Source organism: Methylobacterium sp. CM6247 (genome assembly GCF_054817925.1).
On sequence record NZ_JBTXKX010000003.1, the window covers coordinates 2,917,336 to 2,936,036 of the forward strand.

An 18,701-nucleotide genomic window follows, 5' to 3' on the forward strand; every position below is an offset into this window, starting at 1 on the left:
GGGTCGGATGACGCCGCCCCGCCTGCGTGGTAACCGGCGCTACGATGTTCGCCGGCTGCATGGCCGGCCCCAGACGGCGCGACCGCGCCAGAAGCCGAAAAGTTGTCGATCCCGTGTCGCATCACTCCGAACCGCAGCCCCTGACCGCTTCCGCCGGCGCGCCCTTGCGCGGCGCGCTGCGGCCTCCGGGGGACAAGTCGATCTCCCACCGGGCGATGATCCTCGGCCTCCTCAGCATCGGCGAGACCCGTATCGAGGGATTGCTCGAAGGCGACGACGTGCTGCGCACGGCCGACGCCGCCAGAGCCCTCGGTGCGGGCATCGATCGCCTCGGGCAGGGCAGCTGGGCGGTGCGCGGCGTCGGCATCGGCGGGATGATGGACCCGGCCGGCGTGCTCGACTTCGGCAATGCCGGCACCGGCTCGCGCCTGATGATGGGCGTCGTCGGCGGGCAGGACGTCACCGCGACCTTCGACGGCGACGCCTCCCTGCGCAAGCGCCCCATGCGCCGCATCCTCGATCCGCTGATCCGCATGGGCACCCAGGTGCTGAGCGAAGAGGAGGGCGGCCGCGTGCCGTTGACGCTTCGCGGGCCGAAGGAAGCCATTCCGATCACCTACGAGACCCCGGTCGCCTCGGCGCAGATCAAATCGGCGGTGCTCCTCGCCGGCCTGAACGCGCCCGGAACCACGACGGTGATCGAGGCGGCGGCGACCCGGGACCATAGCGAGCGGATGCTTCGCCTGTTCGGCGCCGAGGTCGCGGTGAGTCCGCACGGCCCGGGCGGCCACGGCCGCTCCATCGCCCTCACGGGCCAGCCGATCCTGCGCGGCACCGACGTGATCGTGCCGGCCGATCCGTCCTCCGCGGCCTTCCCGCTGGTGGCGGCGCTCATCGTCCCCGGCTCGGAGGTGACGATCGAGGGCGTGATGATGAACCCCCTGCGCATCGGCCTCATCACGACGCTGCTGGAGATGGGCGCCGATATCGAGCGTCGTAACGAGCGCGACGAGGGCGGCGAGACCGTGGCCGATCTCCATGTCCGCGCCAGCCGGCTCAAGGGCGTCGATGTGCCGGCCGAGCGGGCCCCGGCGATGATCGACGAATATCCCGTTCTCGCCGTCGCCGCCGCCTTCGCCGAGGGCGTCACCCGGATGAACGGGCTGCACGAGCTGACGGTGAAGGAATCCGACCGCCTCGCCGCCGTGGCGGATGGTTTGCGCGAGAACGGCGTGACCTACCGGATCGAGGGTGAGGATCTCATCGTCGAGGGCGACGGCTCCGCCGCGCGTGGCGGCGGCACCGTCGCCACGCATCTCGACCACCGCATCGCCATGGCCTTCCTGGTGATGGGCCTCGCGACGAAGCAATCCGTGACCGTCGATGACGGTGCCATGATCGCCACCAGTTTCCCGAGCTTCCTGCCGACGATGCGGGCGCTCGGCGGCCGCATCGCGGAGTAGGTCCCATGCCGATGGTCATCGCGATCGACGGACCCGCTGCCTCGGGCAAGGGAACCCTGGCCAAGCGCCTCGCCGCGCATTACGGCCTGCCGCATCTCGATACGGGTCTGCTCTACCGGGCCGTGGCCCTCAGCGTGATCGATGCCGGGCGCAACCTCGACGACCATGCCGCCGCGGCTCGAGCCGCCGCGACGCTGATCGCCGACCGCCTCGCGGATCCGCGCCTCCGGGAGCGGGCAATGGGAGACGCGGCCTCCCGCATCTCGTCGATCCCGGCCGTGCGCGCGGCTTTGCTCGCATGGCAGCAGCGCTTTGCCGGTGGCGCCAGCGGTGCCGTCCTCGACGGGCGCGATATCGGTACCGTGGTTTGCCCGCAGGCGCAGGTAAAGCTGTTCATCACCGCCGCCGCCGAGGAGCGCGCCCGGCGTAGGCATCTGGAACTCCTTCGACGGGGAGAGCCGGCGAGCCTCGGGGCGATCCTGTCCGACATCGTCGCCCGCGATGCACGCGACGCGCAACGCTCGACGGCCCCTCTCAAGGCCGCTCCCGACGCCGTTCTTCTCGACACCACCGATCTCGATGCGGACGAAGCCTTCGAGGCGGCGCGCGCGGTGGTGGACCGTGCGCGGGTGCATTGACGAGGCTCAGTGCTCCGGCTCGAGCCCGTAGCGGTTCGGGCCCACCATGCCCGCCAGCCCCACGGTCTCGATGAGGAACCAGAGATTGAACCCGGTCATCGCCAGGGTGGCGACGATCACCGCCACCGGATAGGCGTCGGCGAGGGTCTCGATCGGGGCGAAACCCGCGACGGTCACGAAGGCGTTGGGGAGCAGCCACCATCCGGTCCGCCCCCGGTCGTGCAGACGCCGGACCGTGGCGACCGTCACGAAAGCCCCGGCCCCGATGGTGCCTGCTGCCACTACGATCAGCGCCGCGGACCGCGCCTCCATCGACGCGACCAGGATGGCGATGCTGCCCGACACGACGACAAGCAGCAGCGTGCCGATCAATTGACGGTGATAGGCTCGGCGGGACAGGCGGCCTCGCGGATCGAAATGCGCCGCAGGCCAAGGAAAGCCCGTCATCGAGAAAAGCCCGTCATCATGTCCCCCTCGGCTTCACCCGCCGGGTCGGCGGCTCGGTCAGCGGATCGTCCGGCCAGGGATGGCGCGGGTAGCGTCCGCGCATCTCTGCGCGCACGGCGGTCCAGGAGCCGCGCCAGAAGCCGGGCAGGTCCTTGGTGATCTGGATCGGACGCGAGGCCGGAGACAACAGGTGGAGGACCAAGGGCACACGACCGCCCGCGATGGCGGGATGGCGGTCGAGGCCGAACAATTCCTGCACCCGGACGGCCAGGACCGGCCCGCCCTCGGCATCGTAGTCGATGGGGATGCGCGATCCCGTCGGCACCTCGAAATGGGTCGGGGCCTCTGTATCGAGGCGATGACGCATCTCCCAGGGTAGAAGCGCGCCGAGCGCGCGGCCGAGATCGTCTGCCGTGATGGAATCGAGGCTCACGCGGCCCTCGATTTCCGGCGCGAGCCAGTCTTCCACCGACGCGCCTAATGACTCATCCGAGAGATCGGGCCAGGTCTCGCCCTCGGCAGCGCGGAGGAACGCCAACCGGGACCGCCACTGGGCGAGGGCGGGCGTCCAGGGCAGATTGTCGAGGCCGAGCCCGACGATGCCCCGCGCCAGGATCGCGGCCGAGGAGGCATCCGGTTTCACCGGCAGGATCCGCTCGCCGAGGGTTGCCGCGCCGAGACGGCGGGAGGCGCGTGCCCGCAGGGACCGGGCTCCCTTGTCGAACACGACCTGGGTGACCGATTCGATCCGCTCTGCGAACAGCGTCTCGATCTCCTCCAGCGTGATCGCGGCGGCGGCGAGGATGCGCCCGGCAGCCGCCGTCCCGGCGATATCGGCCACCACGAGGAAAGGTTCGCGCGCGAGCGCCGAGGCCGGATCGAGCCGTCCGGCGCGGCCATTCGCCATCACGAACTCGCCGTCGCGGCCTCGCGAGCGGGCAACGCGGTCGGGATAGGCAAGGGCGAGGAGCGGCCCGGCCCCGAAGACATCCACGTTCCTGACTGCGCGAACGAATCCCCCGGCCTGCTCGGCCCAGCCTCGCGCCAAACGCCGCATGTCGGAGGCACGGGTTCCCCGGTCGCGGGCGAACCGATCGGCCCGGATAGAGAGATCGGCATCGTCGCCGCCGAGCCCGCGCTCCACGAGGATCGCGGCGAGGTCGGCAGCCTCCCGCGCCCGGCCGAATTCGGCCGCAGCGACCACCATTCTCGCCAGGCGTGGGGGGAGGGGGATGGCACGCAAGGCCCGTCCCGTCTCGGTGAGGCGTCCATCGGCATCGAGGGCGGCGAGGTCGCGCAGCATCGAGCGCGCTTCCGCCAGAGCAGGGGCCGGCGGGGTATCGAGGAACGAGAGGGTTGTGGGATCGGAGACGCCCCAGGCGGCGCAGTCGAGCAACAAGCCGGAGAGGTCGGCGGCCAGGATCTCCGGCCGCGTGAAGGGTTCGAGGGCGCTGGTCGCCGCCTCCGACCACAGTCGATAGCAGATCCCCGGCTCTGTCCGCCCCGCGCGGCCGCGCCGCTGGTCCACCGAGGCGCGGGAGGCGCGGGCGGTGACGAGGCGGGTCAGGCCGATGCCGGGCTCGTAGAGCGGCACCCGCGACAGACCGGAATCGACAACGATCCGAACCCCCTCGATCGTCAGCGACGTCTCGGCGATGCTGGTCGCCAACACGACCTTCCGGGTTCCGGGCGGAGCGGGCGCCACGGCGCGGTCCTGTTCGGCCGGAGGGAGCGCACCGTAAAGGGGCGCGATTTCGGTGCTCTCGTCGACCCGCTCGGCGAGGAGCGTCGCGACCCGCCGGATCTCGCCCTGACCGGGAAGGAAGGCGAGGACAGAGCCGGGATCGGCCCGCAGGGCGCGAAGGATGGCGTCGGCCATCGCATCCTCGATCCGCCGGTTCGGATCGCGCTCCGTATGGCGTGTCTCCACCGGAAAGGCCCGCCCCTCGGATTCGACGATGCGCGCGTCGCCCATCAGGCGCGAGACCCGCGCACCGTCCAGGGTGGCGGACATGACGAGGATCCGGAGATCGTCGCGGAGACCACCCTGGGCGTCGAGCGCGAGGGCGAGACCGAGATCGGCGTCGAGGGAGCGCTCGTGGAACTCGTCGAAGATCACCGCGCCGATGCCGGACAATTCCGGGTCGTCGAGGATCATGCGGGTGAAGACCCCCTCCGTGACTACCTCGATCCGCGTCGCCCGCGAGATCTTCGAGCCGAGGCGGACGCGCAGCCCCACGGTCTCGCCCACGCGCTGGCCGAGGGTGGCGGCCATGCGCTCGGCCGCGCCGCGGGCAGCCAGGCGCCGTGGTTCGAGGAGGATGATGCGGCCCTCGGCGCCGAGCCATGGCGCATCGAGAAGCGCCAGCGGGACGCGAGTGGTCTTGCCGGCTCCGGGAGGTGCCACGAGCACCGCCGACGGACCGGCTTCGAGCGCCGCGAGAAGGCGCGGCAGGGCCGCATCGATCGGGAGGGCAGCAGAGAAGAAGGGGTTCGTCGCCATCGCGGATGGGGTGGTGCGGGCAAGCGGTGAGATGCGCAACCCCGATTCGGTGCGGCGTGATCGATCACGTGCGGGATACCGGAATCATCCCCTCGTTCCGGCTCATTTACCGGCCTTTCGGTGGACAAACATGCGTTAAAAAAGAATGGGAACGGAGTCCGGGCGAACGACTTATTGCCTCGACGCGCGCGGCGCGATCCTAACGGATGGACTTGATGACCAAGATTGCCCTTGCTCTTGCAGCAGGAACCTTTTTCAGCGCTCTCGGCCTCGGCGCCGCCACTGCCGCCCCGGCCATGCCGAGCGCTCCCGTGATCGCCGGTGAGGCACTGACCACCGAAATCGTCACCCGCGGTCATCACCCGGGCTACGCCAGCCATCGAGGCATGCGCCATCGCCACCACCATCATCGTCACGGCATGCGCCATCGCCGCGCCCCCGCCGCCTACAGCCACGGTGATCCGAATTCCCGCAACCCGCAGCAGCCGGGCTACATGCAGCGCAAGGGCACCACGTCGGGCGGCCCGCGCTACTAAGCTGAGCGGCGGTATTTTCGTCGGAGGGGGCCGGTGCGGAGACGCATCGGCCTTTTTTCGTCGCTCGACGGTTCTCCCCAGATGATGCGGAAGGGAGCGCTGATCCGGTCCGGCCGGCTCTGCTATGATGGGGCATGTCCCAGCGTGCAGTCCGCTCCAGTCCGAAGACCCATGCCACGGCGGAAGAAACCGTGAGCGCCTCGCCCCTCGACATCGCCGGCGCCACGCCGATGATGGCGCAGTATATCGAGATCAAGGCCGCCAATACGGATTGCCTCCTGTTCTACCGGATGGGGGATTTCTACGAGTTGTTCTTCGAGGATGCGGAAATCGCATCCCGCGCGCTCGGCATCGTCCTGACCAAGCGCGGCAAGCATGGCGGGGCGGATATCCCGATGTGCGGTGTGCCGGTGGAGCGCTCCGACGATTACCTCAGCCGCCTCATCGCCCTCGGCCATCGCGTGGCGGTCTGTGCCCAGACCGAAGACCCGGCGGAGGCCAAGAAGCGCGGCCCGAAATCGGTGGTGCGGCGCGAGGTCGTCCGCCTCGTCACCCCCGGTACGATCACCGAGGACCGTCTCCTCGACCCGTCACGGGCGAGCATCCTCCTAGCCCTCGGCCGCCGCAAGTTTTCGGAATCCGGCTACGCCTACGGCATCGCCGCCGTGGACATTTCCACCGGCCGGTTCTCCCTGAGCGAGGTTCCCGAAGGCGAGCTGGGTGCTGCCATCGCCCGGCACGATCCGCGCGAGATCGTGCTTTCCGAGGCGATCCACTCAGATCCGTCGCTGTCCGGGCTCTGGCGCGACGTGAGAGCCCCGGTCACGCCCCTGGCGCAGGCGGAGCTCGAACCCGCCTCGGCGGAGCGGCGGATCAAGGAACAGTTCGGCGTCTCGACCCTCGACGGGTTCGGGCAGTTCGGGCGGGCCGAACTCGCCGCCGCCGGAGCGGCCCTGCTTTACATCGAGCGCACGCAGATCGGCGCGCGGCCCGCTCTGTCGCCGCCGACGCGGGAGACGAGCGGCGCGACGCTGGCCATTGATGCGGCGACACGCGCCAATCTCGAACTCACCCGAACCCTCTCGGGCGAGCGCACCGGCAGCCTGCTCGACGCCATCGACCGCACGGTGTCGGCCATCGGCGCGAGACTGCTGGCCGAGCATCTCGCCGGCCCTCTCACCGACCTCTCGGCCATCATGCGCCGCCACGAGGCAGTGTCGTTCCTAGTGGAAGACGGCGCCCTTCGTCGAACCCTGCGGGACGCCCTGGCGCGGGCGCCCGACATCGCCCGCGCCCTGTCGCGGCTCGGCCTTGGACGTGGCGGCCCACGCGATCTCGCCGCCCTCCGTGACGGCCTCGACGCGGCCTTGGCGATCTCGCAGCGTTGCGGAGAGGTGAAAGCCTTGCCGGAGGATCTCGCCGGCATCGTCCAGCGCCTCGGCACGGTCGATGCCGATCTCGTCGAGCATCTGCGCGCGGCGCTCGCCGACGACCTCCCCCTCAACCGCCGCGACGGCGGCTTCGTGCGCGCCGGCTACGATGCCGAGATCGACGAGGCCCGGCTCCTCGGTCAGGATTCGCGCAAGGTCATCGCCGGGCTGCAGGCGCGCTATGCCGAGGAGACCGGCTGCCGCACCCTGCGGATCAAGCACAACAACATGCTCGGCTACTACATCGAGGTGCCGCAGGCCGTCGGCGAAAGCTGCCTCAAGGGCCTGATGCGCGAGACCTTCATCCACCGCCAGACCATGGTGGATGCCATGCGGTTCTCGAGCGTGGAACTGAACGATCTCGAAAGCCGCATCTCGGGAGCGGCCGACCGGGCGCTGGCTCTCGAGACGGAGGTCTTCGATGCACTGGCCGCTCGGATCATGGCTCAGGCCGAGACCGTCGCCGCCATCGCCGACGCCCTGGCCAGCCTCGACGTCACCGCCTCCCATGCCGAACTGGCGGTGGAGCGGGATTGGCGCAGGCCCTTCGTCGACGACAGTTTCAGCTTCGTGGTCGAGGGTGGCCGTCATCCAGTGGTGGAATCGGCCCTGCGGCGATCCGGCGAGCCGTTCATCGCCAACGATTGCGACCTTTCTGGCAAGGGGCGCGGGCGCATCCGGCTCATCACTGGGCCGAATATGGGCGGCAAGTCGACCTTTCTGCGCCAGAACGCCCTCATCGCCGTCCTCGCCCAGATGGGCGCCTTCGTACCGGCGACCCGCGTGCATCTCGGGGTCGTAGACCGGCTGTTCTCGCGGGTCGGGGCCGCCGACGACCTCGCGCGCGGGCAATCGACCTTCATGGTCGAGATGGTGGAGACGGCCGCGATCCTGAACCAGGCGAGCCGGCATTCCCTCGTCATCCTCGACGAGATCGGCCGGGGCACGGCAACCTTCGACGGTCTCTCCATCGCCTGGGCTTGCCTCGAATACCTGCATGAGCAGAACGGGTGCCGCGCGCTGTTCGCGACCCATTTCCACGAACTCACGGCCCTGAGCCAGCGTCTCACGCGGCTCGACAACGCGACGCTCAAGGTCGCCGAGCACAAGGGCGAAGTGGTGTTCCTGCACGAAGTCGTGCCTGGCGTGGCCGAGCGGTCCTACGGTCTGCAGGTCGCCCGTCTCGCCGGCCTGCCCGCCGGGGTCATCGCCCGGGCCGGCTCGATCCTGAAGAACCTCGAGAAGGCCGAGCGCGACCGTCCGACCCGTCCCCGCATCGACGATCTGCCGCTCTTCGCCAGCCTCGCGCCGCCGCCCATGCCGGAAGTGCAGGTTCCGACGCGCGAAGACCCTTTGCGTCAGGAACTCGATGGGATCGATCCCGACGCATTGACGCCGAGGGAGGCCTTGGAGGTTCTCTACCGCCTAAAGAAAGCGGCGCGCGAAGCATGACGACGAGACCGGAAACGGATCGAGCCTTCGGTCCCGGCGGCGGCCGAGGCGGCTACAACTCGTGGCCCGGTGCACCATGGGTGGCGAGCCGGAACCCATCCAGCCCGTCCGCTTCAGGCTGGCCGCCGGCCCGTAGCGCGGCCACGTAACGCAACGCGCCGGCGACGGCGCGCTCGGAATAGGGCTTGGCGATGACTCCCAAAGCCCCCGCGAAATCCGCCGGAATGCGTTTGTCGTTGGCGGTCATGAACACGACGCTCGTGCGCGGGTCCGAGCTGAGCGTCCTCGCTACATCGATGCCTGTCGGACCGTCGATGAGGTGAATGTCCACCAGGGCGATATCGGGCACGGTGGCACGGCCGAGCTCGATGGCCTCGGAGGAGCTTCCCGCCACGCCGACCGTGACATAGCCGAGGTCGTCGAGCAGACATTCGAGTTCGAGGGCGATGAGCGCCTCGTCCTCGACGACGAGAATGCGCAATCCGGGTACGTGGCTCACCCTGCCTGTCCCATCGCAGCTTCGCGCGGTGGGGCTGCGGTCGGCTTCCTGATCTCGTGCTGCAAGGGGATGACGATCTCGACGCGCGTCCCCGTTCCGGGCTCGTGCCAGGTGATGACGCCGCGCAACTGTTTCACCACCATCTCGACCAGGGAACAGCCGAACCCGGCTGGATTCGACACGCCCGCTGTCCGACCGACACCGTCATCCTCGATCAGGAGACGCAAGCCAGTCTCGCATTGGCGGGCGGAGATGGAGACGCGCCCCTCCCGGTCATTGGGGAAAGCGTGGCGCACGGCGTTCGTAGCGAGTTCGTGGAGCATGAGCGCCAAAGGCGCCGCGATGGCGGCCGGCAACGAGATCGGATCGATTTCGGCCGTGACCGCGGTGCGCGCCGGATCGATGCTGGCGGTGAGGTCGGACAGGAAGTCGTCGGCGAACTCTTCCAGGTTGAACCGTGTCACGTCGCCGGCCGAATAGAGCATGCGATGGACCATGGAGAGCGCCCCGATCCGCTCGGCCATGCCCTGAAGAGCGTCCCGCGCCTCGCCCTGCGGCGTTCGCCGCGCCTTCAGCAGCACCAGGGACGAGATGACCTGCAGGTTGTTCTTGACCCGGTGATCGACCTCGTGAAGCAGCGCGGTCTTCTCGTCCAGGGCGGCCCTCAGGTCGGCGGTCTGTTCGTTGACCTGCCGTTCGAGTTCGTCGTTCGTCCCCTTCATGGCGAGTTCGAGCACGTGTTTCTCGGTCATGTCGGCCTGGGCGGCGTAGTAATAGACGAGCTCCTCCGCATCGTTGCGGACCGGCGTGATCGTCATGGCGTTCCAGAAGGAGGTTCCGTCCTTGCGGTAGTTCTGAAGCTCCACCTCGATGGGTACCTGCCGACGCACGGCATCCCGAATGCGATCGATCGCCCGAGGGTCGGTATCGGGTCCCTGGAGCATCCGACAATTATGGCCCTGCAACTCCTGCCGGGTATAACCGGTGAGATTCAGAAAGGCGTCGTTGACCCAGACGATGGGGTTGTCGGCGAGGCGGGGGTCGGTCACCACCATGGGCGTGGGACTGGCAGCGAAGGCCATGGCGAACATCTTGGCATCCATGAGGGCATTGCCCACCGGACGGAGTTCGGCCGAAACCGGGTTGTTGCTGCTGTCCATCATCCTGACATCACGCCTACGCCGCCGCTCGAACGATGACAGCACTTCGACGGTACTGACCGACCCGACCGCCCCAAGAGATAAATCGAGGCCGATCTGCCCCGTCACTTCGACTCGTCAGGTCGAAATATGTCCCATTGCAAGCCAATAGCTACCTACAAAGACCATGCACTCTTTAAGTTCCTGGTGACCATTCTTCATCCCTGTCACACGGGGCCGTTGTCGCCGCGACGCATCGTGGCAACCCACCGGACGATCCACCCACCGACGAGCATGGCAGCCGACCTTCAAGGGTCATAAGCCTTCAGGAGTTCCACGAATGGCTCAAAGTGCAGCGGTAGCGGGGAAGGCACGCTCCAAGCTCGCCATGCGGGATATCTTTGAAGATCCCCGCATCATCCTGATGCTGGCCCTCGGCTTCTCGTCCGGCCTGCCGCTGCTGCTCGTGCTCGGCACATTCTCGACGCGGCTCGCCTATTCGGACGTGGACATCAAGGCGATCGGCCTCTTCAGCTATCTGGCGCTCCCCTACACCCTGAAATTCCTCTGGGCGCCGCTCATCGACCGTTTCGACGTGCCGGTCCTCAGCGCACGCATCGGCCGCAGGCGCTCGTGGATGATCGCGACGCAGGTCGCCGTCGCCCTCTCGCTCTCGCTCATGGCCACGGCCAACCCGGCGAGCAGCCTCGTCCTCCTCGGCCTCGGCGCCTTCCTCGTTGCGATCTGCGCCGCGACCCAGGACGTCGTCATCGACGGATGGCGCATCGATGCCGCCGGCACCGATCTGCAGGGCGTCATGGCGGCGACCTCGAACCTGGGCTACCGCCTGGCGCTGATGTGCGCCGGGGCGGGGGCCCTGTTCATCGCCGACTGGGCGGGATGGTCGGTCGCCTATTTCAGCATGGCCGCGCTCATGGGTGTGGGCATGATCGCCGCTCTCCTGGCCCCCGCCTTCGACAGACAGCATGACGAGGATCCGGAGGCCAAACCGGCACGGCCCGATGGTGCACCGGCGAAGGTCTGGTCCTTCCGTGGCGCGGTGCTCGAACCCCTGACCGAACTCCATACCCGCCTCGGCCCGAGCCTGTGGGCGATCCTCATCCTGGTCGCGTTCTATCGCATGCCGGATTTCATCTCCGGCGTCATGGCGAGCCCGCTCTATCGGCAGATCGGCTTCACCCTCACCGAGATCGGCGCGGTGTCGAAGCTCTACGGCATCTGGGTCGGCATTGCCGGCGCCTTCGTCGGGGGCTGGGCGATGACCCGGCTCGGCCTGTTCCCCACCCTCGTCATCGGGGCGTTCCTCGGGGCGGCGTCGAACCTGTCCTTTTCCTGGCTCTCCTATGGCGGGCCTGAAGTGTGGCGGCTGACGGCGGCGATCTCCATCGACAATTTCTGCGGTTCCTTCGCCGGAATGGCGCTCATCGCCTACATGTCGAGCCTGACGGCACCGGGCTTCGCGGCGACGCAATACGCGCTGTTCTCGTCGCTCTACGCGCTCCCGGGCAAGCTCGTGGCCGGCACGTCGGGCTTCATCGTCGCCAGCTACGGCTATCCCGTCTTCTTCGCCTTCACCGCGGCCGTGGGCATTCCGGTGGTGATCCTGTGCTTCTTCGTCGGACGCGCCGGCGAGCTCAGCGCGGCCCGCGCCGCCGCCGAGACCGCTGCCCTGGGCGACACCGAGAGCGTGAGCGGGAACCATTCTGCGGGCCTCACGCTTGCTTCCGGCGATCGGCCCGGCGCGCCGGCACCCGAAACACGGATGAGACCCCAGTCGTGAGCAACATCTCTCTCGTCGACGATACCCGCTCCACCCCGGCGGAGACCGCCACCGGTTCGAACCTCAGTGATGCCGACCGTGCGGCCCTCGTCGGAGCCGTCCGCACCCTGGAGACGCCGGGCCTCGCCGCGCGGCTGTCCTCGGTGGCCGGAGCGCCCCTCGACATGATCAGCCGCAGCCTTCCGGCTCCCGTGACGGAAGCGGTCTCACGCGCCACCGAGGGGGCGATGCGCACGGCCCTGCGCGTGGCCCTCGCGACCCTGCCCGAGGCGGAGAAGACGATCGTCCCGGCAGCGGCCGCCGGAGCGACCGGCTCCTCCGTGGTCGACGACCTCCCCACCCCAGCAGCCTCCACGGCGGGCGAGCGTTTCGCGCGCTTCCTGCCCACCGGGGATTTCGGGCACAAGGCGATGGCGGCCCTGTCCGGCGCAGTCGGCGGCGCGTTCGGCATCGCGACGCTGCCGCTGGAACTGCCGGTCTCGACGACCTTGATGCTGCGCTCCATCGCGGAGATCGCCCGCGAGGAGGGCGAAGACCTGTCGGACCCTGAAAACGCGCTGGCCTGCGTCCAGGTCTTCGCGCTCGGCGGACGCAGCGGTGCCGAGACGGCGCTGACGGAGAGCGGGTATTTCGCGGTGCGCGCGGCTTTGGCCAAGACCATGTCGGAAGCGGCGCGCTATGCCGGCAACCGCGCCCTTCTCGACGAGGCGGCTCCGGCCCTGATCCGCTTCTCCACGCAGATCGCCGCGCGGTTCGGTCTGGTAGTCTCGCAGAAGGTCGCCGCGCAAGCGGTGCCGATCCTCGGCGCCGTCGGCGGGGCTGCCGTGAACACCGCCTTCATGAACCATTTCCAGGCGATGGCGCGCGCTCATTTCACCGTGCGCCGCCTGGAGCGGACCTATGGCAAGGACGTGGTGCGCGTCGCCTACATTGCCGAGAAGGCACAACTCGCGGCCTGAAGGCGCCCGCTAACGGGCCGGATAATGCTCCTTCAGAAGGGTATAGACGAGGCGGGCGGTCTGGACCTCGCCTCCTTCCGGCCGGCCGGGTTTCGTCGAGGGATTCCAGCCGTACAGGTCGAAATGTACATGCGCCCGCGTCGCCGGCGCGAACCGCCGCAGGAACAGAGCCGCAGTGATCGCGCCGGCGAAGGGTCCGCCGGACACGTTGTTCAGATCAGCCACCTTGGAATCGAGCAGGCTCGCGTAGGGCTTGTGGAGCGGCAGCCGCCAGACCGGGTCGACGGCCTCGTCACCCGCCTTCGACACGGCCGTGGCCAGTGCGTCATCCTCCGTGAAGAAGGCCGGGAGATCGGGCCCTAGGGCGACCCGCGCCGCTCCGGTGAGGGTGGCGAAATCGATGATGAGATCGGGCTTGTCCTCATCGGCCAAAGCGAGGGCATCGGCGAGGATCAGGCGCCCCTCGGCATCGGTATTGCCGATCTCCACCGTCAGCCCGGCGCGGCTCCTGAACACGTCGCCCGGCCTGAAGGCGTTGCCCGCGATGGCGTTCTCCACCGTCGGAATGATGAGGCGCAGGCGCAGGTTCAGACCGGCGGCCATGATCATCGCAGCGGCGGCGAGGGCGGCCGCCGAGCCGCCCATATCCTTCTTCATCAGCAGCATGCCGCTCGACGGCTTGATGTCGAGGCCGCCCGTATCGAACACGACGCCCTTGCCGACGAGGGTCACTTTCGGCGCGTCCGCCTCGCCCCAGCTCATGTCGATGAGGCGGGGTGCGCGGGGGGAGGCCGCGCCGACCGCGTGGACCAGGGGAAATTCGCGGGCGAGATCCGAGCCCTCGGTCACCGAGAACAGTGCGGAGTGTTCCTCTGCCAGCGCCCTGGCGACGGCTTCGATTTCTGCCGGGCCGAGGTCATTGGCGGGAGTGTTGACGAGGTCGCGCCCGAGGGCGACGGCCTGGGAGATCCGATGGATCTCGGCCGCATCGACGCCTTCCGGCGAGACGAGGAGCGGTCCCTTCGGCATCGGCTTGCGGTAGCGCGTGAAGCGATAGCTTCCGAGCAGCCAGGCCAGGGAAGCGGCCTGCATGTCGAGGGAAGCCCTCGGTTCGAGGCGGTAGGTTCCGGGCGGCAGCAGCGAGGGCAGTTTGCCAGCGAGGAAGGGATCGGCCCCGTCGCCGAGGCCGAACAGGATCCGTTCGATTGTCCCATCCTCGGCGGGAAGAAGCGCCACCCGCCCGGCTTTCGGCAGGAAGTCGGTCGCTTTGGCGAAGGCCCTGTGCCTCGGGCCGAGCTCCGCTTCGAAGCCGCTCCACTCGTCGCTCCGGAGGCAGCAGATCGGCAGGGCGGAGGGATCGTCGGCGCTGAGATGGGACAGGATGGATTCTCGGGGGCGTTGCGTGGCGCGGCCGGCTGATCCGCTGAAGCCCTAAAGTCGGGTTAACCGGCGATTAGGGTTAACGGTCTATCACTGCGCCACCGGTGGCGTGAAGCGTCGACCGGCAGGCTCGTGCGGAGCACGTCATGGTGTCGTTGCGTTCAGACCAGCCTCATCCGGGTTCGCCGACTCGCATTCGGTTGCCGCTACGCCTGGCCGGCGTGGCGCTGCTCGGCCTTCTGGCGAGCGCCTGCCAGTCGCGCTCTCCGGAAACCACGGGCTCCATCGGCGGCTTCTCCATCAAGAATTTCGGACGGGGGCCGGACCGCAACGTCGTGAGCCTCGGCGACGTCGACGCGCTCGGTCAGAAATACAATGCCGACCAGAACGATGTCGGCCTCGCCCTGCGCTATGCGCAGGCACTCAGGGCTACGAACCAGAAGCCCCAAGCCGTGGCGGTGCTTCAGCAGACGGCTCTGCGCAACCCGAAGAATTCGGCCGTTCTGGCCGCCTACGGAAAGGTCCTGGGGGAGGTCGGGCGCTTCACCGAAGCCGCCGAAGTGCTCCAGAACGCCCATACCCCGGCGCGGCCGGATTGGCGTGTCCTGTCCGCACAGGGCGCGGTGGCCGACCAGATGGGCGACCATGTCCGCGCGCAAGGCTTCTATGAGGCCGCCCTCAAGATCCAGCCCAACGACCCCACCGTCCTCTCCAATCTCGGACTGTCCTTCGCGCTGGCAAAGCAGCTCGACCAGGCCGAGGCAGTGATGCGCGTCGCCGTGGCCCAGCCGCGCGCGGATGCACGCGTGCGCCAGAACCTCGCTCTGGTCCTCGGATTACGGGGCAAGATCGCGGAGGCGGAAGAGGTCACCCGCGGTGACCTGTCTCCGGAAGATGCGGCGGCCAACGCCGCCTCCCTGCGGGCCATGTCCGCCCCGGTGCGACAGCCCAGAGCCGCGAAATACCCCGGACGCTCGCCGGCCGGCGAGTTCCCGCCGGGCTGAGGGACATCCCGATCGCTCCGAGCAGAGCGGCGGACCACGCTCCCCTGAGACGCGGATACGACCTCAGCGGTAGATCTGGATGATTGCCGGCGTCAGGATGACGACGAACAAAACCGGCAGGAAGAACAGGATCATCGGCACGGTCAGCTTCGGCGGCAGGCCGGCTGCCTTTTTCTCCGCCTCGTTCATGCGCTGGTCCCGGCTCTCCTGGGAGAGCACGCGAAGGGCCTGACCCACGGGCGTGCCATACCGCTCGGCCTGGATCAGCGCGGTCGCAACCGCCTTGACGGCATCGAGGCCCACGCGGTTGGCGAGGTTCTCGAACGCCATGCGCCGATCCGGCAGATAGGACAGTTCCGCTGCCGTGACGGCGAGCTCCTCGGCCAACGCCACCGACTGGGTGACGGTCTCGATACTGACCCGGCGAATGGCGTGCTCCACCGACATGCCCGACTCGACGCAGATCAGCATGAGGTCGAGGGCGTCGGGCCATGCCGCCCGGATCTCGGCCTGGCGCTTCTTGGTGGCGTTGATGAGGTAGAGTTCGGGTGCCTTGATGCCGACCAGCAGGGCGGCGATGACCATCATGAGGCGGACGGTGACGGAGTAATCCAGGATCTTCAAGACGAAGAGATAGACGATCGCCGCGAGCCCGACCGCGATGGGCATGACCATCCGGAAGAACAGGAACCCGGTCTCGGCGCCGGGCGAACGGTATCCCGCCATCACCAGTTGCTGCCGAGCGGTGTCGGTGCCGAGCCAGCGGCTCAGGTTGAACTGGTCCACGACCCGCTTCATGTAGGCTTTCGGTGCCACCCGCAGCGTCGACCTGTTGTTCAACCGGTCCCGCTCGCGCCGGCGCAACTCCTCGCGCTCCTCGCCGATCAGCTTCATGCGCTTGTTGAGCTTGTCGGGCTCCAGAAGCGGCTGCAGCAGGGCGAAGGCCGTCGCGGCGGCCGCCACGCCGGCCAACACCATGCCGATGAAGCGCGGGTCGATGAGCTTTTCGCCGATGATGGACAACATGGGCGTCAGACCTCGAAGCTGATCATCTTCTTCATCACGAAGATCCCGATCGACATCCATATCGCAGAGGCGACGAGGGCCATCTTGCCGGTATTCGTCGTCCAGAGCAGGGCGACGTAATCCGGGCTGGAGAGGTAGGTCAGGACCGCCACGACGAAGGGCAAGGCCGCGATGATGCCGCCCGACGCCTTGGCCTCCATGCTCATGGCCTGGATTTTCCCCTCCATCTTCTTTCGTTCACGCAAGACCCTCGACAGGTTGCCGAGAGCCTCCGACAGATTGCCGCCGGACCGGCCCTGGATGCCGATGACGATGGCGAAGAAGTTGACGTCGGAGACGGGCACCCGCTCGTACATCCGCACCATGGCGTCGCCGAGAGTGAGACCCATGGTCTGGGATTCCACCACCTGGCGGAACTCGCCACGGATCGGCTCCTGAGCTTCCCGGGCGATGATCCGGAAGCAATCGCCCACCGGAATGCCGGAGCGCACGCCGCGGGTGATGATGTCGATGGCGGTGGGTAGTTCGGTGATGAAGGCCTTGATGCGCTTCTTACGCAGGAAACTCAGCAGCCATAGAGGCAGGCCGAAGGCGCCGGCGAAGAGGCCCGCGAGAGTCGCGAGCGTATGCGCGGTGAGGACGAAGACGACGAGGCCGGTGACGACGGCCATGAGTGCGGAGACGGCGTAGAATTTCTGCTTCGACCAATCCAGCCCGGCGCGAGCGATCTTGAGCTCGAGCGAGACCTTCGTCCCGCCACGCTTGGCCTCCACCTCCTTCAGGCTCCTGGCCACCTGCTCACGTCGGCTCGCCGTCGCCACGCGCTGGGCAGGAGACGTCACCACGCTGACGGCCTGCCTGCGCTTGGCCGCGCGGCTCTCGCCCGACAGGAGCGGCGTCAGCACTACATAGGCGACAGCCCCGGCGGCGATTGCCGCGAGCCCGACGGCAAGGGGCATCTGCAGCCCGTTCATGGGGTGACGGCGCCGTCTGAGGCCGCGTCGAGGGCGGCCGCCAGGGCCTTCTCCTCTCCGTAATAGCGCGCGCGCTCCCAGAAGCGCGGACGGCCGATGCCGGTGGAGCGATGGCGTCCGAGAAGCTTGCCGTTCGCGTCCTCGCCCAGCACGTCGTAGACGAAGAGGTCCTGGGTGATGATGACGTCGCCTTCGAGGCCCAGCACCTCGGTGATGTGCGTGATGCGGCGCGAGCCGTCGCGCAGGCGCGTCGCCTGGACGATGATGTCGATGGATCCGACGATCATCTCGCGCAGGGTCCGCGACGGCAGGCTGAAGCCGCCCATCGTGATCATCGATTCGATACGGGCCAGGGCCTCGCGCGGGGAATTGGCGTGGAGCGTGCCCATCGAGCCGTCATGGCCGGTATTCATGGCCTGGAGCAGATCGAACGCCTCCGGGCCGCGCACCTCGCCGACGATGATCCGCTCCGGCCGCATGCGCAGGCAGTTCCTCACGAGGTCGCGCATGGTGACCTGGCCCGACCCCTCCATGTTCGCGGGCCGGGTCTCGAGGCGGACCACGTGGGCCTGCTGCAGCTGCAGCTCGGCCGCGTCCTCGCAGGTGATGATCCGCTCGTCCTCGTCGATATAGCGCGTCAGGCAGTTCAGCAGGGTGGTCTTGCCCGACCCCGTGCCGCCGGAAATGACGACATTGCAGCGGACGCGGCCGATGATCTGCAGGATCCGCGCGCCTTCGGGCGAGATCGCCCCGAAGGTCACGAGCTGGTCGAGGGTGAGCTTGTCCTTCTTGAACTTGCGGATGGTGAGGACCGGCCCGTCGATGGCGAGCGGCGGCGCGATGATGTTGACGCGGGACCCGTCGGGCAGGCGCGCGTCGCAGATCGGCGAGGATTCGTCGACGCGCCGGCCGACCTGGCTGACGATGCGCTGGCAGATGTTCATCAGCTGCTGGTTGTCGCGGAAGCGCACGTTGGTCAGCTGGATCTTGCCACCGACCTCGATGAAGGCCCGGTTGGCGCCGTTGACCATGATGTCGGCGATGTCGTCGCGGGCCAGAAGCGGCTCGAGCGGCCCGTAGCCGAGCACGTCGTTGCAGATGTCGTCGAGGAGTTCCTCCTGCTCGGCGATGGACAGGACGATGTTCTTGAGGCCGATGATCTCCGAGACGATGTCGCGGATCTCCTCGCGCGCCGACTCGACGTCGAGACGCGACAGCTGCGCCAGATCGATGGCCTCGATCAGCGCGCCGAAGATCATGCTCTTGGTGCGGAAATAGTCTTCCGACTTCACCGTCTCCCGGACCGGGACGGGCCGCTCCGCCTGCGGTTTCTTCGCCTCGGCGGCATGGTCGTCGAAGACCGGGATGGAGGCCGATGGCTTGGGTGCCGACGGAACCGCGATAGTGGCCGCGACCGCCGTGCCGGTACTCCTCCTACCGAACATGACAG

General features: G+C 68.2%; 15 protein-coding genes. 7 read left to right on the forward strand and 8 right to left on the reverse strand.

The window, feature by feature from the left end:
- Nucleotides 1-113 precede the first annotated feature (113 nt).
- Nucleotides 114-1,463, forward strand: a complete 1,350-nt coding sequence (gene aroA / locus ACYQOP_RS14730) for a 3-phosphoshikimate 1-carboxyvinyltransferase (RefSeq protein WP_461222853.1) — start codon at nt 114-116, stop codon at nt 1,461-1,463.
- Between the two features lie 5 nt (nt 1,464-1,468).
- A complete protein-coding gene (cmk, locus tag ACYQOP_RS14735) occupies nt 1,469-2,101 on the forward strand; it encodes a (d)CMP kinase (RefSeq protein ID WP_207412865.1) in 633 nt (210 codons plus the stop codon).
- Between the two features lie 6 nt (nt 2,102-2,107).
- Here cmk and ACYQOP_RS14740 read toward each other — a convergent pair whose 3' ends face one another.
- Both ACYQOP_RS14740 and hrpB read right to left on the reverse strand, forming a co-directional pair.
- Nucleotides 2,108-2,548 (reverse strand): DUF805 domain-containing protein, encoded by a 441-nt coding sequence (locus ACYQOP_RS14740; RefSeq protein ID WP_461222854.1) that lies wholly within the window; start codon nt 2,546-2,548, stop codon nt 2,108-2,110.
- A 16-nt stretch (nt 2,549-2,564) separates the two neighbouring features.
- On the reverse strand, nt 2,565-5,051 hold the full coding sequence (hrpB, locus tag ACYQOP_RS14745; RefSeq protein ID WP_461222855.1) for an ATP-dependent helicase HrpB: 2,487 nt from the start codon (nt 5,049-5,051) through the stop codon (nt 2,565-2,567).
- Between the two features lie 215 nt (nt 5,052-5,266).
- Between hrpB and ACYQOP_RS14750 the strand changes: the two genes are divergently transcribed.
- Nucleotides 5,267-5,587 (forward strand): hypothetical protein, encoded by a 321-nt coding sequence (locus ACYQOP_RS14750; protein WP_056433123.1) that lies wholly within the window; start codon nt 5,267-5,269, stop codon nt 5,585-5,587.
- A 134-nt stretch (nt 5,588-5,721) separates the two neighbouring features.
- The gene (mutS, locus tag ACYQOP_RS14755) at nt 5,722-8,469 is read left to right on the forward strand and encodes a DNA mismatch repair protein MutS (RefSeq protein WP_461222856.1); all 2,748 of its coding nucleotides are present in this window, start codon (nt 5,722-5,724) and stop codon (nt 8,467-8,469) included.
- Between the two features lie 52 nt (nt 8,470-8,521).
- On the opposite strand, the gene ACYQOP_RS14760 is transcribed toward mutS, so the two are convergent.
- Together ACYQOP_RS14760 and ACYQOP_RS14765 are read right to left on the reverse strand one after the other, a co-directional pair.
- The gene (locus ACYQOP_RS14760) at nt 8,522-8,968 is read right to left on the reverse strand and encodes a response regulator (protein WP_461222857.1); all 447 of its coding nucleotides are present in this window, start codon (nt 8,966-8,968) and stop codon (nt 8,522-8,524) included.
- Entirely contained in the window at nt 8,965-10,071 is a 1,107-nt protein-coding gene (locus tag ACYQOP_RS14765) for a PAS domain-containing protein (RefSeq protein WP_461225332.1), read from the reverse strand. Before ACYQOP_RS14765 ends, ACYQOP_RS14760 begins: the two co-directional genes overlap by 4 nt.
- Before the next feature lie 376 nt (nt 10,072-10,447).
- On the opposite strand from ACYQOP_RS14765, the gene ACYQOP_RS14770 reads away from it, so the two are divergent.
- Both ACYQOP_RS14770 and ACYQOP_RS14775 read left to right on the forward strand, forming a co-directional pair.
- Nucleotides 10,448-11,908 (forward strand): AmpG family muropeptide MFS transporter, encoded by a 1,461-nt coding sequence (locus tag ACYQOP_RS14770; protein WP_461222858.1) that lies wholly within the window; start codon nt 10,448-10,450, stop codon nt 11,906-11,908.
- On the forward strand, nt 11,905-12,867 hold the full coding sequence (locus ACYQOP_RS14775; RefSeq protein WP_461222859.1) for an EcsC family protein: 963 nt from the start codon (nt 11,905-11,907) through the stop codon (nt 12,865-12,867). The genes ACYQOP_RS14770 and ACYQOP_RS14775 overlap by 4 nt, the downstream gene beginning before the upstream one ends.
- 9 nt (nt 12,868-12,876) lie before the next feature.
- Here ACYQOP_RS14775 and ACYQOP_RS14780 read toward each other — a convergent pair whose 3' ends face one another.
- Nucleotides 12,877-14,214, reverse strand: coding sequence for a leucyl aminopeptidase family protein (locus ACYQOP_RS14780; RefSeq protein WP_461225334.1), 1,338 nt, complete (start codon nt 14,212-14,214; stop codon nt 12,877-12,879).
- Between the two features lie 179 nt (nt 14,215-14,393).
- On the opposite strand from ACYQOP_RS14780, the gene ACYQOP_RS14785 reads away from it, so the two are divergent.
- Entirely contained in the window at nt 14,394-15,251 is an 858-nt protein-coding gene (locus tag ACYQOP_RS14785; protein ID WP_461222860.1) for a tetratricopeptide repeat protein, read from the forward strand.
- Between the two features lie 63 nt (nt 15,252-15,314).
- Here the strand turns inward: ACYQOP_RS14785 and ACYQOP_RS14790 are convergent, their stop codons facing one another.
- The 3 genes from ACYQOP_RS14790 to ACYQOP_RS14800 are packed head-to-tail and all read right to left on the reverse strand — an operon-like array spanning nt 15,315 to nt 18,696.
- Nucleotides 15,315-16,277 carry a type II secretion system F family protein gene (locus ACYQOP_RS14790; RefSeq protein WP_461222861.1) on the reverse strand — a complete coding sequence of 321 codons (963 nt, stop codon included), beginning with the start codon at nt 16,275-16,277 and terminating at the stop codon, nt 15,315-15,317.
- Between the two features lie 5 nt (nt 16,278-16,282).
- On the reverse strand, nt 16,283-17,251 hold the full coding sequence (locus tag ACYQOP_RS14795) for a type II secretion system F family protein (RefSeq protein ID WP_461222862.1): 969 nt from the start codon (nt 17,249-17,251) through the stop codon (nt 16,283-16,285).
- Entirely contained in the window at nt 17,248-18,696 is a 1,449-nt protein-coding gene (locus ACYQOP_RS14800; RefSeq protein ID WP_056432718.1) for a CpaF family protein, read from the reverse strand. The genes ACYQOP_RS14795 and ACYQOP_RS14800 overlap by 4 nt, the downstream gene beginning before the upstream one ends.
- Between the last annotated feature and the right edge of the window lie 5 nt (nt 18,697-18,701).